General features: G+C 71.4%; 19 protein-coding genes and 2 pseudogenes. 7 read left to right on the forward strand and 14 right to left on the reverse strand.

Annotated features, from left to right (window positions below):
- Positions 1-9: 9 nt before the first annotated feature.
- The 3 genes and pseudogenes from A4E84_RS38955 to A4E84_RS38965 form a co-directional block, all read right to left on the reverse strand.
- Positions 10-1,197: a beta-ketoacyl-[acyl-carrier-protein] synthase family protein gene (locus tag A4E84_RS38955; RefSeq protein WP_062931048.1), complete on the reverse strand. Its 1,188-nt coding sequence runs from the start codon at positions 1,195-1,197 to the stop codon at positions 10-12.
- Between the two features lie 195 nt (positions 1,198-1,392).
- Positions 1,393-2,579: pseudogene (locus A4E84_RS38960) on the reverse strand (tryptophanase).
- Between the two features lie 184 nt (positions 2,580-2,763).
- On the reverse strand, positions 2,764-3,927 hold the full coding sequence (locus tag A4E84_RS38965) for a tryptophan dimethylallyltransferase family protein (protein WP_079129297.1): 1,164 nt from the start codon (positions 3,925-3,927) through the stop codon (positions 2,764-2,766).
- Between A4E84_RS38965 and A4E84_RS43290 the strand changes: the two genes are divergently transcribed.
- On the forward strand, positions 3,823-4,107 hold the full coding sequence (locus tag A4E84_RS43290; RefSeq protein WP_062931050.1) for a hypothetical protein: 285 nt from the start codon (positions 3,823-3,825) through the stop codon (positions 4,105-4,107). The two genes, A4E84_RS38965 and A4E84_RS43290, sit on opposite strands and share 105 nt — an antisense overlap.
- Positions 4,108-4,249: 142 nt before the next feature.
- Positions 4,250-6,229 (forward strand): glycosyltransferase family 2 protein, encoded by a 1,980-nt coding sequence (locus A4E84_RS38975; RefSeq protein WP_335340849.1) that lies wholly within the window; start codon positions 4,250-4,252, stop codon positions 6,227-6,229.
- On the opposite strand, the gene A4E84_RS38980 is transcribed toward A4E84_RS38975, so the two are convergent.
- Positions 6,192-7,106 carry an NAD-dependent protein deacetylase gene (locus A4E84_RS38980; protein ID WP_062931052.1) on the reverse strand — a complete coding sequence of 305 codons (915 nt, stop codon included), beginning with the start codon at positions 7,104-7,106 and terminating at the stop codon, positions 6,192-6,194. The genes A4E84_RS38975 and A4E84_RS38980 overlap by 38 nt on opposite strands.
- Positions 7,107-7,284: 178 nt before the next feature.
- Between A4E84_RS38980 and A4E84_RS38985 the strand changes: the two genes are divergently transcribed.
- On the forward strand, positions 7,285-7,563 hold the full coding sequence (locus A4E84_RS38985) for a GlsB/YeaQ/YmgE family stress response membrane protein (RefSeq protein WP_062931053.1): 279 nt from the start codon (positions 7,285-7,287) through the stop codon (positions 7,561-7,563).
- Between the two features lie 91 nt (positions 7,564-7,654).
- Here A4E84_RS38985 and A4E84_RS38990 read toward each other — a convergent pair whose 3' ends face one another.
- From A4E84_RS38990 to A4E84_RS42715, 10 genes and pseudogenes are all read right to left on the reverse strand, one after another.
- A complete protein-coding gene (locus A4E84_RS38990) occupies positions 7,655-8,461 on the reverse strand; it encodes an endo alpha-1,4 polygalactosaminidase (RefSeq protein ID WP_062931054.1) in 807 nt (268 codons plus the stop codon).
- Positions 8,458-9,120, reverse strand: a complete 663-nt coding sequence (locus A4E84_RS38995; protein WP_062931055.1) for a spherulation-specific family 4 protein — start codon at positions 9,118-9,120, stop codon at positions 8,458-8,460. Before A4E84_RS38995 ends, A4E84_RS38990 begins: the two co-directional genes overlap by 4 nt.
- The gene (locus tag A4E84_RS39000) at positions 9,117-10,019 is read right to left on the reverse strand and encodes an NAD-dependent epimerase/dehydratase family protein (protein WP_062931056.1); all 903 of its coding nucleotides are present in this window, start codon (positions 10,017-10,019) and stop codon (positions 9,117-9,119) included. The genes A4E84_RS38995 and A4E84_RS39000 overlap by 4 nt, the downstream gene beginning before the upstream one ends.
- Before the next feature lie 7 nt (positions 10,020-10,026).
- Positions 10,027-10,740, reverse strand: coding sequence for a nucleotidyltransferase family protein (locus tag A4E84_RS39005; RefSeq protein ID WP_062931057.1), 714 nt, complete (start codon positions 10,738-10,740; stop codon positions 10,027-10,029).
- A 43-nt stretch (positions 10,741-10,783) separates the two neighbouring features.
- Positions 10,784-11,785: a GDP-mannose 4,6-dehydratase gene (locus A4E84_RS39010; protein ID WP_062931058.1), complete on the reverse strand. Its 1,002-nt coding sequence runs from the start codon at positions 11,783-11,785 to the stop codon at positions 10,784-10,786.
- A gap of 51 nt (positions 11,786-11,836) precedes the next feature.
- Positions 11,837-13,255 carry a hypothetical protein gene (locus A4E84_RS39015; protein ID WP_062931059.1) on the reverse strand — a complete coding sequence of 473 codons (1,419 nt, stop codon included), beginning with the start codon at positions 13,253-13,255 and terminating at the stop codon, positions 11,837-11,839.
- A complete protein-coding gene (pelF, locus tag A4E84_RS39020) occupies positions 13,252-14,772 on the reverse strand; it encodes a GT4 family glycosyltransferase PelF (RefSeq protein WP_062931060.1) in 1,521 nt (506 codons plus the stop codon). Before pelF ends, A4E84_RS39015 begins: the two co-directional genes overlap by 4 nt.
- 99 nt (positions 14,773-14,871) lie before the next feature.
- Positions 14,872-16,998, reverse strand: coding sequence for a hypothetical protein (locus A4E84_RS39025; protein ID WP_062931061.1), 2,127 nt, complete (start codon positions 16,996-16,998; stop codon positions 14,872-14,874).
- Between the two features lie 400 nt (positions 16,999-17,398).
- Positions 17,399-17,926, reverse strand: a complete 528-nt coding sequence (locus A4E84_RS39030; protein ID WP_062931062.1) for a hypothetical protein — start codon at positions 17,924-17,926, stop codon at positions 17,399-17,401.
- Between the two features lie 286 nt (positions 17,927-18,212).
- Positions 18,213-18,585, reverse strand: a pseudogene (locus tag A4E84_RS42715) (TetR family transcriptional regulator); the annotation flags it as partial.
- A gap of 125 nt (positions 18,586-18,710) precedes the next feature.
- Here A4E84_RS42715 and msrA point away from each other — a divergent pair.
- The 4 genes from msrA (at position 18,711) to rph (ending at position 23,287) form a co-directional block, all read left to right on the forward strand.
- Positions 18,711-19,220: a peptide-methionine (S)-S-oxide reductase MsrA gene (gene msrA / locus A4E84_RS39035; protein WP_062931063.1), complete on the forward strand. Its 510-nt coding sequence runs from the start codon at positions 18,711-18,713 to the stop codon at positions 19,218-19,220.
- Positions 19,221-19,519: 299 nt separating this feature from the next.
- Positions 19,520-19,648 (forward strand): hypothetical protein, encoded by a 129-nt coding sequence (locus tag A4E84_RS45310; RefSeq protein ID WP_257784362.1) that lies wholly within the window; start codon positions 19,520-19,522, stop codon positions 19,646-19,648.
- 215 nt (positions 19,649-19,863) lie between these two features.
- Positions 19,864-20,133 (forward strand): aldehyde dehydrogenase family protein, encoded by a 270-nt coding sequence (locus A4E84_RS43640; protein ID WP_062931064.1) that lies wholly within the window; start codon positions 19,864-19,866, stop codon positions 20,131-20,133.
- 556 nt (positions 20,134-20,689) lie between these two features.
- Positions 20,690-23,287 (forward strand): rifamycin-inactivating phosphotransferase, encoded by a 2,598-nt coding sequence (gene rph, locus A4E84_RS39045; protein ID WP_062931065.1) that lies wholly within the window; start codon positions 20,690-20,692, stop codon positions 23,285-23,287.
- The last annotated feature ends 38 nt before the right edge of the window (positions 23,288-23,325 follow it).

Raw genomic sequence — 23,325 nt, forward strand, 5'->3', positions numbered from 1 at the left:
TTCGGCGCTCTACAGCCACTGCCCCTCAAGGGCGGTGGCCGTGAGCCCCGGTGCCGCCGCGTACAGGACGGCGCGGTTTCCGGGCTTCTGCAGCCCCGCGTCGTGCGCCCGCCGCAGGATGTCGAAGACGGCGGCGCCGCCGCGGTTGCCGCTGGTGTAGCTGTCCCGGCTGTAGTCGAGGAGCCCCGGCGGCCACGTGTCGGGCATCGTCTGCTCCATGTACTCCAGCACCCGGGTGCCGCCGGGGTGCGCGAGCAGCACATCGGGATGCCAGGCGTCGGGGTCGTCCTGGTAGCGGGCGTGCAGCCACTCCCACATCGCGGTGACCGTCTCCTGCACGGCGCGCGGCCCGCGCCGGTCCATCACGAAGTGGGTGCCGTCCGCCCGTGTCTCCAGGCGGTGCAGATCCTGGGTGCCGGGCAGAGTGTGATGCCAGGCGGCGTCCAGCCGCAGCACCGCCTCGGGCCTCGGGCGGCCCGTGACCACCGCGGCCACGGCGGTGTCGGCGAACAGCAGCCGGACGATCAGGGATTCCAGGGTGTCGTCCGCGGGCTGGTAGGTCGTGCTCAGCGCCTCGGATATGACGACCAGGACCACCCGGTCGGGGTCGGCGGCCACGAGGTCCGCTGCCAGGGCCAGTGAGCGGGTCCCCGCGATACAGGCCCACTGCGTGGCCGGCAGCAGCATCACATCGCTGCGGAGCCGCAGCCTGTTGGCCAGGGTCATGTCCAGGCCCGGCAGCGCCGGAGTGGTGGAGTGACTGGTGATCAGGCAGTCGACGTCCGAGGCGTCCAGCCCGGCTGTCTGCAGGGCCCCGCGCGCCGCGCGCTCCCCGTAGGACTGCACTGCCTCCCAGGCCGGCGCGGTGCGCTCCTGCACGGTCTGCGGTGCGGGTATGGATTCGAGGGCGGCGATCACGCGGTCCACGTCCTGCTGGGCGAACCCCTCACGGGTCAGGGCCTGTTGAGTGGGTTCGACGCCGACGGCCCGCAGGCCGCTGCCTTTGCCGGGCGCGACGGCGGTCTCCAGTGGCAGCATCCAGCCGCGGGTCTCGATGCCGGTGCTCGCCGCGATGCCGTCGATCCGCGGCGCCCACGTCGCGTGGGGGTGCCGGTCACGCACCTCCGCCACGATCTCACTGGTCTTCACGGCGTGCTCGCCGTGGATCACGGCAGGCGGGCAGAGGTAAGCGGCCATGATGGGGCACCTTCCAGAGGGGACAGGGAGAATGTCACGAGTGCTGTGTCATGGGTCACTTTGGAACCTAGCGCCCAAGAGGATGCCGGTGAACGCCCTTTCGGGATCCGGTGTCCGTTTCGAGCATGGAGGTCAAAGGGACATTTCCGCTGTGATGCAGACAACTTAGGCGCATTTTGGTCGGTGTGACACGGCTCACCCCTGAACCGGTTCCAGCTTGCTGCGGAAATGGCGGAGAAGCGGGGGCTGTTCGACCAGGCGGTAGCCCGGGATCCGATCCTTGTCCTTGACCGTGGCGGCCAGGACCTCGCCGACACGGTTCAGGTGGCTCAGGCCGTACGTGCGGCGGGGGAGTGCGAGCCGGACCAGCTCGTAGGGCGCTGCGGTGACCGGGGCGCCGTTCTCGTCCTCGCTGCCGAGGCAGAGGGAACCCAGCTCCACCGAGCGGATGCCGCCTTCGAGGTAGAGCTGGCAGGCGAGCGCATGGCCGGGAAAGCGATGCGCGGGGATGTGCGGAAGCAGGCGGCCCGCGTCGAGGTAGAGAGCGTGCAGACCCGGCGGTTCGACGATGGCGATACCCGCTTCGCGGGTCAGTCGGGCCAGGTGCCGGGCGGCGCCGGCGCGGGCCTGGAGGCAGCAGGGGTCGGTGACCTCGGTCAGCCCCAGGGCGATCATGTCCAGGTCCCGGCCCGCCAGACCGCCGTACGTGGGGAAGCCCTCCGCGGCGATGAGCAGCAGTTCGCACCGCTCGGCCAGGGCGCGCTCACGCAGGCCGAGGAAGCCGCCGACGTGGACGATCCCGTCCTTCTTCGCGCTCATCAGGCAGCCGTCGGCCAGTCGGAACGCCTGCTCTGCGACCTGACGCGGGCTCATGCCGCGACAGGTCGCTTCGTGCTGGGTGACCAGCCGGGCGTTCTCGGCGAAGCGGGCGGCGTCGAGGAAGAGCGGAACCGAGTGTTCCCGGCACAGGGAGGCGGTTCGGGCGAGGTTGTCCATGGAGACCGGCTGGCCCGCCTCGCCGTTGTTGGTCAGCGTCATGACGACCAGGGCGATCCTGGCAGCATCCGGACCCCGCAGGGCCGCCGCCAGCCGGTGCAGGTCGATGTTGCCCTTGAACGGCTCGTCGCTGTCCGGGTCCCCGGCCTGCGGGCAGGGCAGATCCACCGCCCGGCAGTCGGCCAGTTCCACGTTGGCGCGAGTGGTGTCGAAGTGCGTGTTGCCGAGCGTGATCTTCCCCGGGGGAGCAGCGCGGAGAAGAGGATGCGTTCCGCTGCCCGGCCCTGGTGCACGGGCAGGACGTACGGATAGGAGGTCAGGTCTCGGACCACCTCCTGGAAGTGGTAGAACGACCTCGATCCGGCGTACGACTCGTCACCGGCCATGCCCGCGGACCACTGTGCCGCCGACAGGGCGCCCGTACCCGAGTCCGTGAGGAGGTCGATCGTGACCTCGTCGGCGCGCAGTCCGAACAGGTTGTAGTGCACCCGCCGCAGGGCGTGCTCCCGCTGGGCGCGTGTCGTGACCGGGATCGGTTCGACGACCTTGATCCTGTAAGGCTCCACTGCCTCACTCACCTTCCTCTGTACGGTCTGCGGCGCGCGGAGGGCTGACCGCGTAAGCCTCCGGCGAGAAGTAGACGTTCACGCGCGGCGGTTGCCAGGCGCTCTGCACGAGCGACACATAGGCGAGCAGCCCCACCCCGTCACGCGGTTGACGGGACGTCATCGCGGCCCACGCCGCATCGATCACGTCCGAGTCCATTCCGTGGTGCCGCAGAACACCCTTGGCACGGTCCAGGGCGATCCCGTCGTCCGGCACGTGGTCGCGAACCGGAACGTGCACGGTGCAGCCGCTCGGGTGCCTCGTGTCCCGCCCCGCGTAGGACAGGCAGGACACCAGGGGCCGGTGAGCGAAGCGCCCGGTACCGCCGCCCACCGCACGGCAGAACTCCGCCGCCTGCTCCGCCGGCGCTCCGGGCACCAGCCGTGACACGGTGCGCATGAGCGTGGCGCTGCTGTCGTGGTGAGCGATGTAGACCTTGACCCGCGGTGTGCGCCACCTGCCCAGGTCGAGCGCGAAGAACCGGATCTCGTCCCTGCCCGGGCCGCGTTGAAGGATTCGCTCCCGGAGTGCGGGCCAAGCCCGGCCGAATCCGAACCGGTTGAGCGCCTCCTCCGTGACCTGTGACGATTCTTCCCGCCCGTGGGCCTGCGGATCGACGTACACCTTGACGCCCGTGGTCAGGTCCTGCCGCAGGTCCATTGCGCACCTCAGTGCGAACGAGCCCTGCATCACCGGGGGGGGGAAGAACAAGTCCTCCACCCGGCGCAGCGGGTCGGTCGAGAAGTCCCGGCGTGCGGCCAGGGCCTCGACGGCCCGCCGGCCCAGACGGGCGTTCTCCTCAAGTGGGTCCGCGGCGCAACCGGGCTCGACCAGGAGACGCGGTGTCACCGGACTCCCGGCCGTGAAGGCGAGGGAGAACTCCACCGGGGAATGGTCGTCGCAGACGAATGAAGGGGAGGGCGGCCCGGCCCCGAGGGGACGGCTGGCGGGACCGAGCAGGCCGAGCAGATCGAACAAGGGGAGGCCGGAACCGTCACCGGTCTGGAGACCCTGGCCTGGGCGGTGGCGGCCACCGGTGACTGCACCCGGGCCGCGTGGCTCCTGGGCGCCGCTCACCGTATGCGCCAGGACACGGGCGTGGCGCTGATCGGCCTGCGCCCGTTCCATGAGGCGCACCTCACCGCGGAGAGACGGGTGCGGGCATCCCTGGACGCCGCGCAGTACACGGCGGCCTGGTCCCGGGGCGCCTCCGCCGAGGACGCTCTGCGACAGGAGCGCGAGGAGAGGACGTTCCGAGGGGAGCCGACACGCACCCGAACGGGTGGTTCGCCCACTCCGACGGCGTAGGACGACGCCTCACGCTGGGCGGCGGCAGCGGCCCGCGCCGGAAGCTCCAGGGAGCCGCTCGCCCGCATCCGGACTGCCTCCCTCACCCTCGCACCACTCCACGGCCCGGGAGCCCATCATGTCCCGTAGGAACCCTCCCCGCGTGAGCGTGATCATCCCCGCCTACAACGCGATGCCGGAACTGACGAAGTGCGTCACGTCCGTCATGGAGCAGACGCTCGGACCGGACAAGATCGAGATCATCGCGGTCGACGACGGTTCCACCGACGGAACCGGAAGCGAACTGGACCGCCTCGCACGGACCTGCTCCGGCCTCCGCGTCGTCCACCGGCCCAACAGCGGAGGAGCAGGAGTCCCCCGCAACACCGGCCTGGACCTGGCCGGCGGCGACTATGTCTTCTTCCTCGACTCCGACGACTACCTCGGCCCGGACGCCCTGCGCCGCATGGTGGCGATGGCGGACGAGAACCGCACCGACGTGGTCCTCGGCAAGATGGTGTCGGTCGGCGGACGTGCCGTGCCGACGGCCGTCTTCTCGCACAACCAGCCCCGGACGGACATCTTCTCCTCCCACGCCTACCGCACCCTGGGCTGCTGGAAGCTGTTCCGGCGCTCGCTGATCGAACGGCTGGAGCTGAGGTTTCCGCCGTACCGCAACTGCGAGGACAAGCCGTTCACCGCCGCCGCCTACCTCAACGCCGACGGCATCTCCGTCGTAGCCGACTACGACTGCTACTACTCCCGCAACCGCCAGAACGGCAACAACCTCACCCTCACCGCGGCCGACCTCGTCCACCGCATGGACGGCACCCGCCTGTGCTTCGAAACGGTCGCCCGCTACCTCGAACCCGGCCCGCGCCAGGACCGGATCATGCGCCGCCACGTGGAGTGGGAGCTGTGCGGGCCGCTGCGCGCCCTGCTGCCCCGTGAGAGCGAACAGCAGGCACGGGAGCACTTCTACCCGCAGTTCCGGGACTGGGCGCGGACCTACGTGACCGACGGCGTCTTCCAGCTGATCGCCCCGCAGGACCGGCTGATCGTCCACCTCCTGCGCGTGGACCGCTTCGAGGACCTCATGACCGTGGCTCGGCACGCCAAGGCGGACGCGGAGCGCGGCCACGTCGTGGACAAGGGCCGCGTCTACTGGTCCCACCCGTTCTTCCGCGACCCCGCGAAGGCGGTTCCGGACGTCTGCTTCGACACCACGGACCGCCTCCCGGTCCACCACGAACTGGCCGAAGCGGCCTGGACGGGCGACGGCGATGTCCTCCGGCTCGGCGGCCATGCCCGCATCGAGTCCCTGGGCCCCCTCCAGCCCACCACCCAAGTGATCCTGCGTCCGAGCGGCTTCCGCCACCCGGACATCCGTGTGCCCGCGACCGTCGGCACCGCCCCGCACCACGGCGACGACGCGGCGGCCGGTTTCACCGTCGACGTCGACCTGAGCACCGTGGACGCGGGCGCCCCGCTCGGCGGCGGCCAGTGGGACCTCTACCTGGATGTACGCGCCCAGGGAGTCAGCCGAACCGTCAGGCTCCGGCGGACCCGGACGGACACGGACGGCCGGAGGACCGCTCCACCGAAGCGAGAGCTGGCCACCGGCTCCCGACGCGGCCACGAGCCCAGCACCGCACGCCCCTTCTTCACGCCCCACGGCAACTTCTCCCTGGACGTCCGGCGGACCGAGGCCGAGCCGGTATGCCTGGTGACCGCAATCGCCTGGGACACGTTCGCCCCCGCCACGCTCGTCGTCAGCGGACGCCTGACCGGCGAAGCCGCGCGCCACCCCCAACCCGTCGCCCTGCGCGCCGCAGAGGACGCGGGCTCGGTCCGAGAGGTGCCCCTGCTGTACGCACCGCACGGCAGCCGTACCTTCACGGCCCGCATGCCGGTCAGGAACCTGCGGCCGGGGCGCTGGACGCTGACCCTCCGCACGGACGACCCGAAGAGCCCCGTTCCCGTCCCGACCCCGAAGGCACTGTCCGGCACTCGCTGGTATCGCGCCGCCCGGCTCGGCCGCCCCTACTACGCCAAGCCGCTCGCGGGCAGCCCGAAGCGACCGATGGTGCTGCGCGTGGCGCCGGTCAGACCGGTTGCGGCCCTCCGTCGACGACTCGGCTGACGGGAATGCCCAACCGGTACGCGACGGCGCCGAGGGCAGTGCCCAGCGGGAGCGACACCCTTGTGAGGGCGTGCTGGTCGCCTCGGGTCTGATCCCGGTTGACGATCAGCACCGGCTTCCCGGCCTGGGCCGCCTGGCGAACGAAGCGGAGCCCGGACATCACCGTCAGCGAGGAGCCCAGGACCAGCAGCGAGGCCGCCTCACGGACCAGCTCGCGGCAGTGCTCGACGCGCTGCGGCGGAACCGGTTCGCCGAAGAACACGACGTCCGGTTTGAGGGTGCCGCCGCAGACCGTGCAGGGAACCACGCGGAAGCCTGCGACCTGGTCGTCCGTGAGGTCGGCGTCACCGTCCGGGTTGATCCCGGCGGCCACGGGCTCGAACCCCGGGTTGGCCTCCTCCAGCCGCCGGGCGAGTTCGCGGCGCGGGGTGAAGGCGCCGCAGGAAAGGCAGACGACCCGGGCCAGGGTGCCGTGGAGTTCCACGACGTCGTCGCTGCCGGCGGCCTGGTGCAGGCCGTCCACGTTCTGGGTGATGACGCCCGAGAGCAGGCCATGCCGACCGAAGGCCGCGACGGCCAGGTGCCCGGTGTTGGGACGGGCTCGGCCGAAGGTGCGCCAGCCGAGGTGGCTGCGTGCCCAGTACCGGCGCCGGGCCTGGGCGCTCGCGGTGAAGTCCTGGTAGGTCATCGGAGTGTGCCGGCTGAGGCTCCCGCCCTCGCCCCGGTAGTCGGGGATGCCCGACTCCGTGGAGATGCCCGCTCCGCTGAGCACCAGCACTCCGCCGGTGCTCAGCGCATCGGCGACCGGCCCCGCGTCCGAGGTGGCGGGTGGCAGGTTCTCGGAAGGGGTCCAGCTCAGGGTGGGACGCATGCGCATGCAGTCAGGGTACGAAAGGACACCTCCGCAAGGAGACCGCACGGCCATGGCCGGGGCCCGACGGGAGCCGCCACCTCCACCGCGCCTGAGCCGATATCAGGCCGAGACGTTTGGCCGGGCGGGATCGGCGTACCCGATGACTTAACGCAATCCTTATACGACGAAGCGGAGACGGACCATGGGCATCATTGCTTGGATCATCATCGGGCTGCTCGCCGGCGCGATCGCCAAGGCCTTGATGCCGGGCAAGGACCCCGGCGGCATCATCATCACCATGCTCATCGGCATCGCTGGCGGTCTGCTCGGCGGCTGGCTGGGCAAGGTCATCTTCGGCGTCGACTCCGTCGACGGGTTCTTCGAACTCTCCACCTGGATCGCCGCGATCGTCGGCTCCCTCATCCTGCTGGCCCTCTACCGCGTCGTCACCGGCAACCGGCGCTCGCACCGCCACGCGTGACCCGTTGACAGCGGACACTCCGGACGCACCTCGACGGCTCCCTCCCCTTGTTCACAGGGGAGGGAGCCGTCGAGGTGCGTCCGGAGCACATTCAGCAGGGGAGACGCCACACCCCGAGCTCCGGTTTCTTCAGCATCGACGACAGCTTCAGCCGACGGGACTCGGCGCAGAAACCGCTCCGGGGCTCCGTGTACTCCACGTGGAACACCGCCTTGCCCGCCGCGATGAACGGGGAGAGCTCGCCGCACTCGTCGTACTGGGCGCATTCCTCGTTGACCGCGAAGTCGAAGTGGTCCACGAGCTGGGGGATCTGGGGCAGGTCGTTCTTCAGTCCCACCGACAGCCCGCGCTCGTGGGCGATGGCCGCGATCATACGGTTGTACCCGAGCTGGTCGCGTGCCGTGAGCGGGAAGCCGGTGTCGTTGCCGTAGCCCTCCACCAGATCGGGTTCCACCGCGTCGAAGCCCTTGTCGCGGCACATGTCGAAGCGACGTTCCATGATCGGTCGCAGGACGGTCAGCCGTCGGATGTCCAGCCACCGTTCGCCCGCCCACCCGTTGGGCTCGCCCAGCACCGAGCGCGGGAAGGCGTCCCGGTCCGGCCGGAAGTCCTCCCACGCACCCACGTTGACGTAGCAGATGACCTTCTTCCCCGCACGGTGCAGCCGGGCCACGTCCGCCGCGGAGTTCTCGAATCCGTCGATGTCGTAGACGGGAACATCGGCCGAGGCGTCGACCCTGCCGTCCAGTTGCCACTGCCAGGCGAGACCCGGACGGGGTTTCCACACGGCACGAGAAGGCGATGTCGTACCCGGGGCGTCGGCAGGTGGTTTCGCACTGCCGGAACAACCCGCCAGCGCGGTCAGCAGGACCGCACAGGCAAGGGCCGTCCTCTTCAACGCTCCGCCCCGGTGAGCGCGGGCGTCAACTGGGCCCACGGGTTGGGGGGTTCGCCCGTCACCGGTCCGCTGACCGCCGCACCGCGCTCGTGCGCGGTGCGCACGGCGAGGGGAACGAGGGCCCCGGGCACGCCGTAGACGAGGTGGCACAGCCGCTCGGGCGGGTGCCGTGCGGTCCATGCCGGCCGGCTGAAGGCGGAGACGTACGTCGACCAGTGGCCCTCGAAGGTGACGGTCAGGTCGGCGAGGCGGGCATATCCCGGGGCCGGATGGACCCCGGGGTTGAGGACGACCGTCCCCGCCCCCAGCCGGCGTACCGCCCGTACCAGGCGGCGGCAGGCAGGCAGCCCGTCCGCGGTCGCCGTCACCCGGTCCAGGAAGCAGCCGTCCGCCGCGTACCACTCCCGGTGCCGGCGCACGTCCTCGGCGATGTCCGCGGGTTCGCGCACCCCGTAGTCGGTGTCGACGTAGCCCAGCAGACGCGCCCCCGCGGCCCGCAGCGCACCGGCCGCAGCGGTGAACGCCGGGTCGGGGACCTCGCCCGGACCGCTCGCCGGGTTGAGGACGACCCCGTAGGTGCGGTTCGCGGCGGTGATCAGCCGGTGCCAGGCGCCCGGGTCCTCGGCCGGGTGGACGTACAGCGGGATCAGCAGGTTCACGGGGTGCGGCCGCCTTCCCACAGCGCGGCCAGCGCGTCGTCGAGGGTGTGGGCCGGACGCCAGCCCAGGGCCCGTCCGGCGGCGGCGATGTCGGAGCACTGCCACGACACCTGCGCGGAACGGGCCGAGCCGGCCGTGCCCGACGTGCCCTCCTCGATCCGGCCCCGGAAGGCGGCCAGATCGGCCAGGCCCCGCACCAGGTCACGCACCGGAACGGCCCGGCCTCCGCCGATGTTGAGGACGGGCGGCAGCGGGCCCGGGGCCGTGGCCGCGAGTACCGCCGCCCGCGCCACGTCGCGCACGTCGACGAAGTCGCGGTGGGCGGACAGGTCGCCGAGCCGCAGCACCGCCTCCGGTCCGGGGCCGGCCTCGCGCAGCAGTGCGGCGATCCGGCCGGGCAGTCCGGAGGGTGGCGCCCCGGGCCCCACCGGATTGCCCACCCGCAGCACCACCGCGTCCAGGCCGGAGGCGGTCACCGCGACCGTGCCCGCGAGCTTGGTCGCGCCGTAGGGGCCGACCGGGCGGGTGGCCGCCGACTCCGTCACCGGGGTGCCCGGCGCTCCGGGGCCGTACTCGGCGGCCGAGCCCAGGTGCACCAGGCGAGCCGCCGGGGCCGCCTCGCGCAGTGCGGCGCACAGCACCGCGGGGCCGCGGGCGTTGACCTCGGCGAGGGTGACGGCGTCGCCGCCGGTCGAACCCGCGCAGTTGATCACGGTGTCGGGCGCGGCCGACGCGAGGGCCTTCGCCAGCTGCTCCGGGCGGACGCGGGCGAGATCGACGTCGAGGTCGGCGGCCGCAGACCGGCCGCCGCCGAGCAGCAGCGCGCCGGGCAGGGTGCGCAGCCGCTCGACGACGTGAGTGCCGAGATAGCCGGTGAAGCCCAGGACGAGAATGCGCATGACGTGCTCAGGCTCCCTTGAGCAGCAGCGACTTGCGGGTGGTGAACTCGGCGTTGGCCCGGTCGTAGTCGTCCGGGCGGCCGATGTCCAGCCAGTACCCGTCGAACTCGTAGGCGTGCGGCTGGTTCTGCGTCTTCAGCAGATCGAGCACCAACTCGTCGAAGCCCAGCGGCAGTCCGGGCGTGTAGCCCTCCAGCGTGGCGCGGGACAGCCCGTAGACGCCCATGGAGACGCGGTAGTCCATGCTCGGCTTCTCGGTGAACGCCACGACCCTGCTGGAGTCGGTGGTCAGCACCCCGAAGTCGATGTGCACCTTGCGGGCGTACGTCGCGATGGTCAGCGGAGCCCCGGACGCGCGGTGCCGGCGCAGGACGTCGGCGTAGTCGAGGTCGGTGAGGACGTCGCCGTTCATCACCAGGAACGTCTCGGGCAGCCGGTGGCGCAGGTTGAGCAGCGGGCCCATGGTGCCCAGGGGGCTGTCCTCGGTCGCGTAGTCGACGGCCAGGCCCCACTGGGAACCGTCGCCGACGTAGGCGCGGATGATCTCGCCGAGGTGGCCGATCGCGATGGTGCAGGTGGTGAAGCCGGCCGTGGACAGCTGGCGCAGCACGATCTCCAGGATGGCGTGCTGGTCGCCGATGGGCACGAGCGGCTTGGGCAGCGCGGTGGTGTACGGCCGCAGCCGGACGCCCTTGCCTCCCGCCAGGATCACTGCGTGCATGGGGCTCCTCCTTCGTGAACGTGCGCTGACGTGCCGGACGGGGTCAGATGTTGTAGATGCCGGTCTTGTAGCGGGCCAGGTGGGCCGGGTCGCGGAAGAACGTCACGGTGTGGGCGAGGCCCTCCTCCAAGGTGTGCGCGGGCTGCCAGCCGGTTGCGGCGGCGAGCCGGCTCGCGTCGGCGACCAGGCGCATCACCTCGGAGTTGGCGGGGCGGATGCGGGCGGTGTCCTCGCGCACGTCGAGGGCGGTGTCCATCACCTTGCCGATCAGCGCGACCAGGTCGCCGACCGAGATCTCCCCGCCGGTGCCGGCGTTGAAGGTACGTCCGACGACCCGCTCGGCGGGCGCCGTACCGACGGCGAGGAACGCCTGAGCGGTGTCCTGGACGAAGGTGAAGTCCCGGGTGGGACGCAGGTCGCCGAGGGTGATCGTGCGTTCCCCGGCCGCGACCTGCCCGATGACGGTGGGGATGACCGCCCGCATCGACTGGCGCGGTCCGAAGGTGTTGAAAGGCCGCAGCGTGACGACCGGGGTGTCGAAACTGGCGTGGTAACTGTCGGCCAGCCGGTCCCCGCCGGCCTTCGAAGCGGCGTACGGGGACTGGGTGTTGATGGGGTGGTCCTCGGTGATGGGCACGGTCTGCGCGGTGCCGTACGTCTCGCTGGTGGAGGTGTGCACCAGCCGGGGCGTGCCGAGGGCGCGTACGGCTTCCAGCACGTTGAGGGTGCCGGTGACGTTGGTGTCCACGTAGCTGTGCGGGGCCTGGTAGGAGTACGGGATCGCGATCAGGGCGGCCAGGTGGTAGGCGGTGTCGGCGCCTTCGAGGAGGCCGCGGACGGAGCCCGGGTCCCGTACGTCACCGAGGACGATCTCCACCTGGTCCAGGACGTCCGGGTGCAGGGTCTCCAGCCAGCCGTAGGAGGAGAAGGAGTTGTACTGCGCCATGGCCCTGACCCGGTGTCCGGAGGCGACCAGTGCCTCGGTGAGGTGCGAGCCGATGAAGCCCTCGGCTCCGGTGACGGCGGCGAGCGGTGCGGAGGTCAACTGCGGTGTCCCTTCGGATGGGTGGGATGGGAGCGGGAGTGGGGGCGGGTCTCAGGTGTGCGGGGCGGGCCGGCCGAGCAGCCACAGCGCGCACGCCGACAGACACAGGGCGGCTGCGCCGCACGCGAGGGGCAGGGCCGGGGCGGCGCCCGGTGGCAGCTGGAAGAGGACGACCGTTCCGGCCGCGCCCGCTGCCGTCAGACAGATCCCGGCCGACGACCACGCCGCCCCGAACGCCTGGAGCAGCAGCGCGGTCCACAGAACGGACGCGAGCAGCAGCAGGGTGACGGGGTCGGCGCCGGTGAGCAGGGCCGCGGGCAGCAGCGGGGCGAGGTAGGCGAGCAGACAGAGGCCGAGGATGCCGGCCGAGCGCAGCAGGAACCCGGCGGGCGTGGCGGTGGCGCGCAGGGCGGCGACCGACAGTCCGCGGTAGCGGTACAGCAGCCATTCCGCCGGCCCCATGCTCAGCGTCAGCACGATCACCGCGTACGGCTCCTCCCGCCCCTCCAGCAGCACCAGCACCCCCGCGGCCAGTCCGAACAGGCCGTACGGCAGGGACCACAGCAGACGCGGCCGGGTCGCGCCGGCGACGGCCGGGACGGCGAGGGCAGCCCGAAGGGCCCGGCCGGTGACGGTGAGCGTGGCGAGCAGCGCCAGCAGGGGCAGCCCGGCCCGGAGCCCGGGACCCGGCTCCCACCACGGCAGGACGGCGGCACCCGCGACCAGTGGGCTCAGCGCGGCCAGCAGCAGCCGCTCCCGGCCCAGCACCAGCAGGACTCCGGCCGCCGCCAGGTACGCGGACTGTGCCGCCGCCACCAGGGTCACCGGCCCGCCGTCGGCCGGCAGCGCGGCGACCGTCGTGGCCACGACGGCTCCGGCGGGCGCGCCGGCCAGGAGGGTACGGCCCGCCTCCCGGCGTCCGGTCGCCAGCCGCAGGTGCGCACGGTGGCCGAGTGCCTGCCCCCACGCCCAGGAGACGAGTCCGGCGACGATGAGGGCGGGGGCGTACCCGCCGGCGTTCCACAGCGGCGCGGTCAGCAGGTAGGCGAGACCGGGCAGGGCGAACAGCACACCCCGCAGCAGACAGCGGACGGTGTCGGGGCGCCACGGGTCGGCGGCCGGGGCGGGTTCGGGGAACGTGCGCGGCACCCGCTCGTACAGCGCGGAGGCGAGGGAGAAGAGGTTCGGGTGGCCGTACCGTTCGTTGATCAGGGAGGCGGACAGTCCCTCCGCCTCCAGCAGGGCGGCCACCTCGTAGGGGTGGACGGCGGGACCTATGCGGTCGGCGAGTTCGGCGGCGAGTTCACTGACCGCCTCGTCGTCGGGACCGCGCCGGGGCAGCCGGATGGCGAGGGTGGCGTCGTCGAGGGCCCAGCGCGGCCGGCGGCGCGGCGGACGGGTGCCGGCCAGCCGGATGGCCAGCGTGTCCTGCTCGGCCCCACCGGGTTCGAGGGACATCGGCCCGCTCACCGGGCGAGGCTTCCGGAGCCGTTGACTGCCGGGGCGGACATCCTGGCCATCGTGGGCATGACCGTCAACTCCTGTTCCGGATGGGCCAGTTCCAGATAGACGGATCGAAACGTGTCAATGGTCTGCCGGAGGGTGAACTGCTCGATGACCCGCAGTCGGGCCGCCTCGCCCATCGCCCTGCGCCGTCCGGGATCGCCCAGCAGCTCCAGCGCGGCCGCGGCCATCGCCTCCGGATCGCGCGGAGGTACCACGAGCCCGGTGTCTCCGACGGCCTCGCGTACCCCGCCCACGTCGGTGGAGACGGTCGCCCGTCCGCAGGACATGGCCTCGATCAGGGTGAAGGGGAAGCCCTCGCTGATGCTGGAGAGCATCACGACGTTCCCGGCGGCGTAGGCGTCCTTGATGTCGTCGACGCGCCCCTCGAAGGTCACGGCGTCCGCGTGCCCGAGCTCGGCGGCCAGGGTCTCGCAGCGTTCCCGGTAGCCCTCTCCGCCCCGGGGCGTCCCGCCGAACAACCGCAGCCGAGCGTGCGGGAGCCGGGCGCGGACCAGGGCGAAGGCCCGGATCAGGGATTCCAGGTCCTTGATGGGGTCGACGCGGCCCGCCCAGCTGAGGGTCGGGGCGTCCGGTTCGGGGCCGGCCGCCGGGAACGCGGCGGGGTCGACACCGTTGTAGACCGTGCGGATCGACGCCGGGTCGGCGCCGCCCTCCTCCTCCCACAGCCGGTTGTAGCGGTTGCCCGGTGTGATCAGGGAGGCCCGGCGGTAGCTCTCCTGCGCGAGCAGCCGGAAGAACCCGAGGATCACGGCCCTGACCGGCCAACGGTAGGGCGCGGTGCGATAGCCGAGGTAGCGCTCGCGCAGGTACACCCCGTGCTCGGTCAACAGCAGCGGGACGCCGTGGCGTTCGAGGGCGGCGAGCCCCGGCAGGACGGCGACCCCGCCGCTGACGGCGTGCGCGACCCCGACCTCGGGCGGCGGGGCGGCCAGCGGACGCAGGGCGTGCTCCAGCAGGGCGGTCGCGGTGAGCGCGTCGTGCAGGGTCGGCTGTGCCTCGCGGACGGCGAGCCCGGGGCGGTTCCACAGCGCGGTGAGGATCGTGATGGCCCGGTCTCCGCGCAGGAAGGGGCTCAGCGTCCCGTCCGACGCCGCGCGTGCCAGCGCGTAGAGGGCGGGAGCGAACCCGTCCTCGGCGCGCGGGTCGAGCAGCGCGGCCAGGAACCGCTCGTAGGAGGCGGCCAGTTGGTTGCGGGATCGGCCCCGGGGCGGGCGGCCCTCGGGCGGGGCGCCCCACATGGGGACGGACAGCACGCTGGAGACGTGTGCGGGCAGGTCCCATACGGCCGGCTCACGTCCGGTTCCGGTGACGGCGATGACGTCGAAGGCGAGGTCGGGCATGCCCTGGACGAGCTGGTCGCACCAGACGCTGACGCCGCCGTGGCTGTGCGGGTAGGTGCCTTCGGTGAGCAGGGTGACGCGCGTTGCTCCGGTGCGTCGCGCGCCCTGGGGAACGGGCATCGATGTGCTCCACGGCCGAGGAGTGGGGTGGTTCGGGCCGGTCCTGGCCGCCCGCCGGGGCGGCCAGGACCATCGGTCGGTCTTGGGCGGGCGCGCCGTTCAGCCGTCTGAGGTGTGGCCCACCGGATCGGTGACGCCCGCGGGGATCCGGGTCTCCGGCGCGGGGCTGGTGGCCGGGGCGGGTTGTGCGGCGTCGGCGACCGGAGCCGGGGCGGACGACGGCAGGGTGAGAGCGAGCGGCTCCCCTGTGGAGGGGGTCCAGCCGGACGCCGCCCCCGCATACGCCTCACCGAACGCGGCACCGGCCTGCGTGGTGCCGGTGGGCAGGGTCGCGGGCACCGCGAGTCCGCCCGGGGCGTCGACGGTCACGGTGTCGCCGATGCGGTGGGCCGTGACCTCGCCGGCCCGGAGGGCGGCCTGCCAGTCGGCCCGGCGCCGGAGTTCGGTGCCGATGTCCCGCATCCGCGGGTTCACAACAGGGGTGTCCTCCGTGAAGAGGGCCTCGTAGCCGTCCAGGACTCCGTCGAGCACGGGGTAGGCGATGCGGTCCTCGGCCAGGTTCGACTGGTGGATGAAGTGCGGCTTGGGGTCGTTGGCCAGGACGTGCCCGAGAGCGATCCGCGTCTCCAGCGGCACGATGTGGTCGGCGTAGCCGGTGGCTGCGTCCAGCGGAGCCGCCAGACAGGTGCTGGTGGCCGGGTTGTCCTCGCAGATGCCGCTGCCTCCCTGGGCGCGGCTGGTGTAGATCCAGTTGTACTCGTCGACCTGCTCCGCAGCCCGGCCGGCGTTGTAGAAGACGTTCATCGGATAGCGGGGCACGGTCGTGGCCGGACCGACCCGACGCTGGGCGGGTTCACGGGAGTTGTCGGAGCCGAGCCAGGTGATGTCGTTGTCGTCGAGGGCGAGCGCCAGGTTGGGGTTGTCCTCGGGCTGTTGCGGCAGCACCTTCATACCGGAGTGCTCGCCGGTGACCAACTCGTCGTTCACCAGCGGAAGCCCGGCGCGCTCGCCCCAGACCCGGTTGGTGGCGATCTCGTCGGAGATGTCGTTGCGGCTCATCCACCGGGTGCTGCCGTCGGCGTCGGTCGCGCACTTCCAGGGCACCACGGTCGTGTCCTGCACGCAGCCCAGGAAGGGGTGCGAGTAGGTGTGGTTGATCCACCGGAACTCGCCCCGTCGTGCGATCAGCCGGTCGGCGAGCGCGTCGGCGCCGTTGTTGTCCTCCCGGTGGTCGACGCTGCCGGCGCCGTTGTAGGCGAAGTCGAGGGTGAACTCCTTGTCGTTCTGCCAGTCGACGGCGTGGTCGACGTCGGCGGCCGTCATCCGGATCGGGTCGGGCGTCGCGTTCGGGTCCGTGCAGTCGACGTCGCCGGGCGTGCAATTGAGCGTGCTGTTCCAGCGGTCGTCGGCGGCGAACACGTCGTCCACGTGGACGGAGAAGTAGTTCCGTGAGGCGCCCAGATGCACACCGCCGGTCATCCACTCCACGATGCCGCGGGCCAGGAGCCGGAACTGCTGCTGGTACCGGTTGTAGACGAAGGTGACGACCAGCTCGCGCCGCCCGTCGTGCCGGTACTCGCCCACCAGCGTGCCCTTGGCCGACTGCCCGGGGATCGCCGCCTCCACGTACGGGGTGAAGTCGGCTCCCGCAACGGGCTTCGACAGATAGGCGTAACTCTCACCCACCGCGGGGTCGTTGTCCTCGAAGGGCACCGCCCCGTCGAGATAGCCGAAGGGACCCGACCTGCCGGCGGCGGTCACCTCCGCCCGCTTCCCGTCGATACTGCCGGAGTAGCCCCCGTGGATCGGGTACTGCAAACCGGCTTCGGGACGCGCGTAGGTGTAGGCGTCGACCTGTGGGATGTCATAGGTCTGCTCGTACGCCGTGAGCGCCGCCATCTCGGCCGAGCCGGCGGGGAACGGGTTGTCGTTGGGCAGCACGACGGCCTGGAACTTCGCGCGCGGCCGGCCGTCGACGGTGTCCGCGAGGAAGTCGGCGTCGATCACGATCCGGCCGGACTGCGTGAGGTCGATCCGGGTGTACGGCGTTCCGGCCGCGGCCAGTTCGGCGGCTATCGCGTCGGTGGACGGGCCGCCGTCGCTCACCACCAGCACCCGCAGATCGACGCGGGGTGTGGTGTCGGCATGCGCCGCGCCGGCCGGCAGGCCCAGTGCGGCGATGAGCACGCCCACCGTGAGAACGGTGGTGCGTAAGGTCCGCTTCATGCGGTGAGGTCCCCTCCCCGGGCAGGGGCGAGTACGGCTCCCGTGGAGCGGACGCACCCCCTTGCGCGCCGCCGGCGTCCCCCTCAGAAGCCGGTTCGTCACGCATCCGTTCGTGTCACATAGTGATGTCTGTGTGGAGATTTCGCGGTCATGTTGCGGAACATGACGGAAAAGCGCAGGTGTCGAATGGGGTTCATTCGAAAGCGAAGCGAGCCCTTCCCGGTTGCCGGACGAGGCCGGACCTGACGGGCGCGCGAGCCCGGCGTGCTGGTCCGGGCCCTGCGTGGCGCACCGGCGGGCTGGTGGGGCCCGCCGGTCGTCGTGCCAGTGGTCCAGACCGGAGCGGATGTCCGGGTGTGGCGGCTTTCAGGTCACGGCTCGCCGGGTCACGGACCGGGCGTCAGGGGCAGAGCACGCGCGTCATCGGTGTGTAGACCGGGCCGCCGCTGACGTTCGTGGAGTCGCTGAACTCGGCGTAGAAGTACGAGTAGAAGCCGATGTTGCCGTTGCAGCCGGAGTCGGCGGCGACGTCCAGCGTCAGGGTGACCGTGCGGCTCTGGCCGGGTGGGATGGTGGCGCCGTAGTTCGTGCCGAGGTTGGCCGGGCCGGTCCCGGAGCAGGGGGCGGGGCCGTTCGCGGTGGTCAGGCTGCACCCGCTGAAGCTGTACTTCAGGTCGGGGCGCTGTGTGGTGAGCCAGGTCGGTTCGATCGTCTGGTACACGAACCAGACGTCGTACGTGTTGTTGTTGGTGAGGGTCATCGACAGCTTGACCGAACCGCCGGGCGTGGTCGTGGCGCTGTCGGTGGCGAAGGTCAGCTCCGCAGGCGCCGGGCCGGCCGCGCTCGCGGCCGGGGCCAGACCGAACACGGCGAGGGCGAGGGCGAGGACGGCAGTGAGACCGAAACGTCTCATCAGGGGTGATCGCATGGCCACGGAGGGTAGGCAGGGGTCGAGTGCAGCGTCTGCACCGAGGGGGAGGCGCTGCTCGTCGTGCGGCTGGAAGTGTTCATGGTGTGGACGGTGCGTGACGAAAGTGTGGCGGCCCGGCCGGAGTCGCGTTCGCCCAGGCAGTCGGTGCGTGCGTGGCCGGGGGTGCGGGGTGGGCGCCGTCGACCGCTTCCGCGGTGCGAAGGCATGACATTGGCGCGTATCGGATCCGGTCGACCTCTCCCTCACCTCTGATCACCTGGACGAGGTCTCGACCACGACGTCCGCGCTGGAGGAAGGTGTCGACCTCGCGTACGGAGGCGTCCCGGCGGGCGCGGGCGCTGTCGTCGGCGAGCATGTGGGCGAGGTCGGCGGGCCAGGGGGGGGCGACGGGGAGCGCAGCGTCCGGGCGGCCTTGTGCGGTTCACGGCGATGACGTTCTCGACGTAGCGGTGCAGGGCGACGGCGACGGCGACGGCGACGGGGGCTTCGCGCAGTCGGGCGTCCTCGATGGAGTGCTCGGTGGCCGCGAGGCGGGCTGCGTAGATCGCGGCCAGGAGGTCCTCACGGGAGGCGAAACGCCGGTAGACGGTACGGCGGTCCACACCGGCCTCGGCGGCGATGCTCGCGATGGTCGCGCCCGGGTCGGCGGCGAGCATGCGCGCTCCGGTGGGCCGCGACAGCGGATCGCGTCGTCACCTGTCAGAATGGTGACTGCACGCGATGGGCGTGTGTGCGAGGCTGGTCCCGTGTGGATGGATACCGGCGAGAAGGGTGATGCGTCATGAGTGATGTCGAGGAGAGGGCGCTGCTTGCGGGTGGCTGCTTCTGGGGAATGCAGGAACTGATCCGGTCGCTCCCCGGTGTAATCCGTACCCGGGTCGGCTACAGCGGCGACGACGACAAGCCCCACGCCACCTACCGTGACCACGGAAGGCACGCGGAATCGATCGAGATCGTCTTCGATCCGACCGCCACCGACTACCGCGCGATCCTGGAGTACTTCTTCCAGATCCACGACCCGACCACGAGGGACCGGCAGGGCAACGACATCGGCCTGAGCTACCGCTCCGCCATCTTCTACCTCGACGACGAACAGCGGCGCATCGCGCAGGACACCATCGCCGACGTAGAGGCGTCCGGGCTGTGGCCGGGCCCGGTGGTGACCGAGGTGGTGCCGGCCGGTGCGTTCTGGGAGGCCGAGCCCGAGCACCAGGACTACCTCCAGCGCTATCCGGACGGGTACACCTGTCACTTCCCGCGCCCGAACTGGCGGTTGCCCCGGCGCGGCTGATCCGGACTGCCGACGTGGCCGGGGAGGGCTCTGCCCTCCCCGGCCACGCGTCGTCAGACAGCGCATGACCACCTGCGACCGGCTGTTCATCGGGGGCTCCTGGGTGGAGCCCGGTGATCCGGAGCTTCTGGACATCACCTCACCGCACGACCGGTCGGTGGTCGGACGCGCGGCCCGGGCGCAGCCTGCCGCCGTGGACCGGGCGGTCGCGGCGGGGCGGGCCTCCTTCGAGAAGGGCGCCTGGCACCACCGCGCCCGCGGAGCGGATCGCGGTCCTGCGGCGATGCGATGCGCTGCGCGTGCAGAAGGCGGAGAAGATCGCACCCCTGATCTCGCTGGAGAACGGCTCGGCGGGATGGTTCACCCGGGCCGGTCAGCCGGGCCTGACCCGCCAGGCCGATGCCTACCTGAAGGCGGCGCCTACCTGAAGGCGGCGGAGGAGTTCGGCCGGGAGGAGACGTTGGTGCCCTCCGACCCGGCGTCCCCGGTGCGCAGCGTGGTGGGCCGCGAGGCGATCGGCGTCGTGGCGCGGTGATCCCGTGGAACTCGCCCTCCTCCTCGACCACCGCGAAGATCATCCCGGCCCCTGCTGCATCCGGCTCGGCATCGAGGAAGGGGCCCGCCTGATCACCGGCGGCCCGCAGTGCCCGAGGGCCTGGAGAAGGGCAACTGCCTCACCCTCACGGTCTCATCGCCGACGATTCCGAGCGGCCTCTCCCGCGGCGTCTGGTCCGCCGACGAGGACCGTGCCCTGGCGGTCGCCCGCCGGATCCGCACCGGCACCGATACGGTCAACGGTGCGCCGGTCGCCTTCGACGGCCCGCTCGGCGGCTTCAAGGCCAGTGGCGTCGGCCGCGAGTGCGGCGCGGTCGGCCTGGGTGCCTACACCGAGTGCAAGACCATCACCGTCTGATGCCCGAGAGCTGTCGTCACCGGTGTGACAGGTGACGCACGGAGGGGCATGCTGCTCGTCCGAGGAACCAGCGTGATTCCGCAGGGGAGACCGCTCATGGGCAGGAAACTGTCGACGGACACCGCCGCAGCGGTACGGCACGCGCGGTTCGGCAAGCTCCCCCGAGCGCATCCGCTTCGAGAACATGGCCGAAGAGGCGGAAGCCGCATCGAGGGGCGGGGCGAACGCGTACAACCCCGAGGGTTCGTGGAAGTGCTACTCGTGCCTCGCGCTCGACCTGGGCCTGAAGGCCCACGTCACATCCGAGCCCCTGTTCAGGGCCGAAAAACGGTCGACGGTGGCCGTCACATCCGGGTCCTACCCGGAGATGTCGTCTGCACCCACCACGTCTGTGGCTCCCCGATGCACGGTCAACGACAAAGGCAAGGAGAAGATCTCCTTGCCTCTCTCAAGTTATAGCGCACAGGGGGGCTTGCGGCAAGGCCCGGGTGGCGGCGCAGAATCGTCGACCGAAGCCACAACCTGCGGAAACGGGGACGACGTGCGTGCGTTGGAGATGAACGAGCCCTATGTGCTGGATCTTCAGGAGGCCGACGAGACACAGATCGCTGTCGTCGGGGGCAAGGGCGCGCATCTGGGTGCACTGTCGCGGATCGCGGGCATCCGCGTGCCGGGTGGCTTCTGCGTGACCACGGAGGCCTTCCGGCAGATCGTGACGCAAGCGCCGTCGATCGAGGCCCTCTTGGACCGGCTGTCCCGCTCGGACCCGGACGACCGGGAGGCGATCCGCACGCTCAGCGCGCGCACGCGCCGGGCGATCGAAGGGATCGTCGTCCCGGGGGATCTCGCGGCGGCGATCACCGGCGCGCTCGCCCGGCACGGCGAGCAGGCCGCCTACGCCGTCCGGTCCAGCGCCACGGCGGAGGACCTGCCGACGGCCTCCTTCGCCGGCCAGCAGGACACCTACCTGAACGTCATGGGGACGACGGCGATCCTCCAGCACATCAGCCGCTGCTGGGCCTCGCTGTTCACCGAGCGGGCCGTCACCTACCGGCGGCGCAACGGCATCGATCACCGCACGGTCCACATGGCCGTCGTCGTGCAGCGGATGGTCCTCCCGCACGCGGCCGGCATCCTCTTCACCGCTGACCCCGTCACGGGCAACCGGAAGGTGGCCACCGTGGACGCCGGCTTCGGCCTCGGCGAGGCCCTGGTGTCCGGCCTGGTGAACCCCGACGTCTTCGCGGTGCGGGACGGCGAGATCGTCTCCAGGACGATCGCCGCGAAACAGCGCGCCGTTCACGCCCTGCCGGCCGGCGGTACGCAGGAGAGGGCGGTCGACTCCGAGCGGCAGGAGCAGCCGGCCCTGACGGATGCGCAGGTCGTGCAACTCGTGCACCTCGGACGGCGGATCGAAGCACACTTCGGCCGCCCGCAGGACATCGAATGGTGCCTCGATGACGACGGCTTCCAGATCGTGCAGAGCCGGCCGATCACGACGCTGTTCCCCGTCCCCGAGACCGATGACGAGGAGAATCACGTCTACGTCTCCGTCGGTCATCAGCAGATGATGACCGACCCCATGAAGCCCCTGGGGCTCTCCGTGTGGAAGCTGACGGCCATGGCGCCGATGACCGACGCCGGCGGGAGGCTGTGGGTCGACGCCACCCGGGCCCTGACGACGCCCACGAGCCGCACGGGCCTCCTCGACCTCGTGGGCAGGGGCGATCCACTGACCAGGGACGCGCTGGAGACCGTCCTCGAACGTGACGATTTCCTCCCCCTGCTTGCGGACCCGGCCGCCGGCAACCCCCCGGCCGGCGACCCGCCCGCCCCGATCGGGACCGACCCGGCCATCGTCTCGCGGCTGATCGAGCACAGCCAGGTGTCCATCGCCGCCCTGCGGCGTGACATCGGCACGAAGACCGGACCAGCCCTGTTCGACTTCCTGCTGGAGGCCTTCACGGAGCACAAGCGGGTCCTCGGTGATCCGCTGAGCATGCAGGTGATCATGGCGGGGATGGAAGCCACCTGGTGGCTCAACGACAAGCTGCACGAGTGGCTGGGGGAGAAGAACGCGGCTGACACGCTCACGCTGTCCGCCCCCGACAACATCACGTCGCAGATGGGACTGGCGCTGCTCGACGTCGCCGACGTGATCCGTCCCCATCCCGAGGTGGTGGCGTTCCTGCGAGACGTCGAGGGCGACGGTTTCCTGGACGAGCTGGCGAAGCTCGCGGGCGGGACCGAAGCACGCGACGCCATCGAGACCTACCTCGACCGGTACGGCATGCGCTGTGCCGGCGAGATCGACATCACGAGGCCTCGATGGCGCGAACAGCCCGGCACGCTCGTGCCGGCGATCCTCGACAACGTCAGGAACTTCGAACAGGGCGCGGCCGAGCGGCGCTTCGAGCAAGGGCGGAGGGAGGCGGAGAAGAAGGAACAGGAGGTGCTGACCCGCCTGCGGGCCCTGCCCGGCGGCGAGAGCAAGGCCGAAGAGACCAAGCGGATGATCGACCGGGTCCGGACCTTCATCGGATACCGGGAGTACCCGAAGTACGACATCGTCAGCCGCCTCTTCGTCTACAAGCAGGCGCTGCTGGAGGAGGCCGGGCGCCTCGTGCGGGCCGGCGTACTGGGCGAGCGGGAGGACATCTTCTACCTCACCTTCCAGGAGCTCCAGGAGGTCACGCGCTCGAACCGGGTGGACGACCGGCTCGTCCGGCAGCGCAGGGAACAGTTCCGTACGTACGACGCGCTCACACCTCCGCGGGTCCTCACATCGGACGGCGAGGGCGTCAACGGGGCGTACCGACGCGACGACGTGCCCGACGGTGCCCTGATCGGCCTGCCGGTGTCCGGCGGGACGGTCGAGGGACGGGCCCGCGTCATCCTGGACATGGCCCAAGCGGACCTCGAACCGGGTGACATCCTGGTCACGGCCTACACGGACCCCAGTTGGTCCCCCCTGTTCGTCGGCATCGCCGGCCTGGTGACGGAGGTGGGCGGCCTGATGACCCACGGAGCGGTGATCGCTCGCGAGTACGGCTTGCCGGCCGTCGTAGGCGTGGATCAGGCCACCCGGCTGATCCGGGACGGACAGCGGATCCGCGTGCACGGAACCGACGGGTACATCGAGATCCTGTCCTGACCGACGACTGCGGCGGTGTGGCGGCCCGAGGCCCACAG

Origin of the sequence: Streptomyces qaidamensis (assembly GCF_001611795.1) — a bacterium.
GTDB lineage: Bacteria > Actinomycetota > Actinomycetes > Streptomycetales > Streptomycetaceae > Streptomyces > Streptomyces qaidamensis.

Coding starts and splice junctions, on each gene's coding strand:
- A4E84_RS38955 (WP_062931048.1), bottom strand. CDS start 1,197: ATGGCCGCTTACCTCTGCCCGCCTGCCGTGATCCACGGCGAGCACGCC.
- A4E84_RS38965 (WP_079129297.1), bottom strand. CDS start 3,927: ATGGAACGGGCGCAGGCCGATCAGCGCCACGCCCGTGTCCTGGCGCAT.
- A4E84_RS38980 (WP_062931052.1), bottom strand. CDS start 7,106: ATGCGCATGCGTCCCACCCTGAGCTGGACCCCTTCCGAGAACCTGCCA.
- A4E84_RS38985 (WP_062931053.1), top strand. CDS start 7,285: ATGGGCATCATTGCTTGGATCATCATCGGGCTGCTCGCCGGCGCGATC.
- A4E84_RS39000 (WP_062931056.1), bottom strand. CDS start 10,019: ATGCGCATTCTCGTCCTGGGCTTCACCGGCTATCTCGGCACTCACGTC.
- A4E84_RS39005 (WP_062931057.1), bottom strand. CDS start 10,740: ATGCACGCAGTGATCCTGGCGGGAGGCAAGGGCGTCCGGCTGCGGCCG.
- pelF (WP_062931060.1), bottom strand. CDS start 14,772: ATGCCCGTTCCCCAGGGCGCGCGACGCACCGGAGCAACGCGCGTCACC.
- A4E84_RS39025 (WP_062931061.1), bottom strand. CDS start 16,998: ATGAAGCGGACCTTACGCACCACCGTTCTCACGGTGGGCGTGCTCATC.
- A4E84_RS39030 (WP_062931062.1), bottom strand. CDS start 17,926: ATGCGATCACCCCTGATGAGACGTTTCGGTCTCACTGCCGTCCTCGCC.
- msrA (WP_062931063.1), top strand. CDS start 18,711: ATGAGTGATGTCGAGGAGAGGGCGCTGCTTGCGGGTGGCTGCTTCTGG.
- rph (WP_062931065.1), top strand. CDS start 20,690: ATGAACGAGCCCTATGTGCTGGATCTTCAGGAGGCCGACGAGACACAG.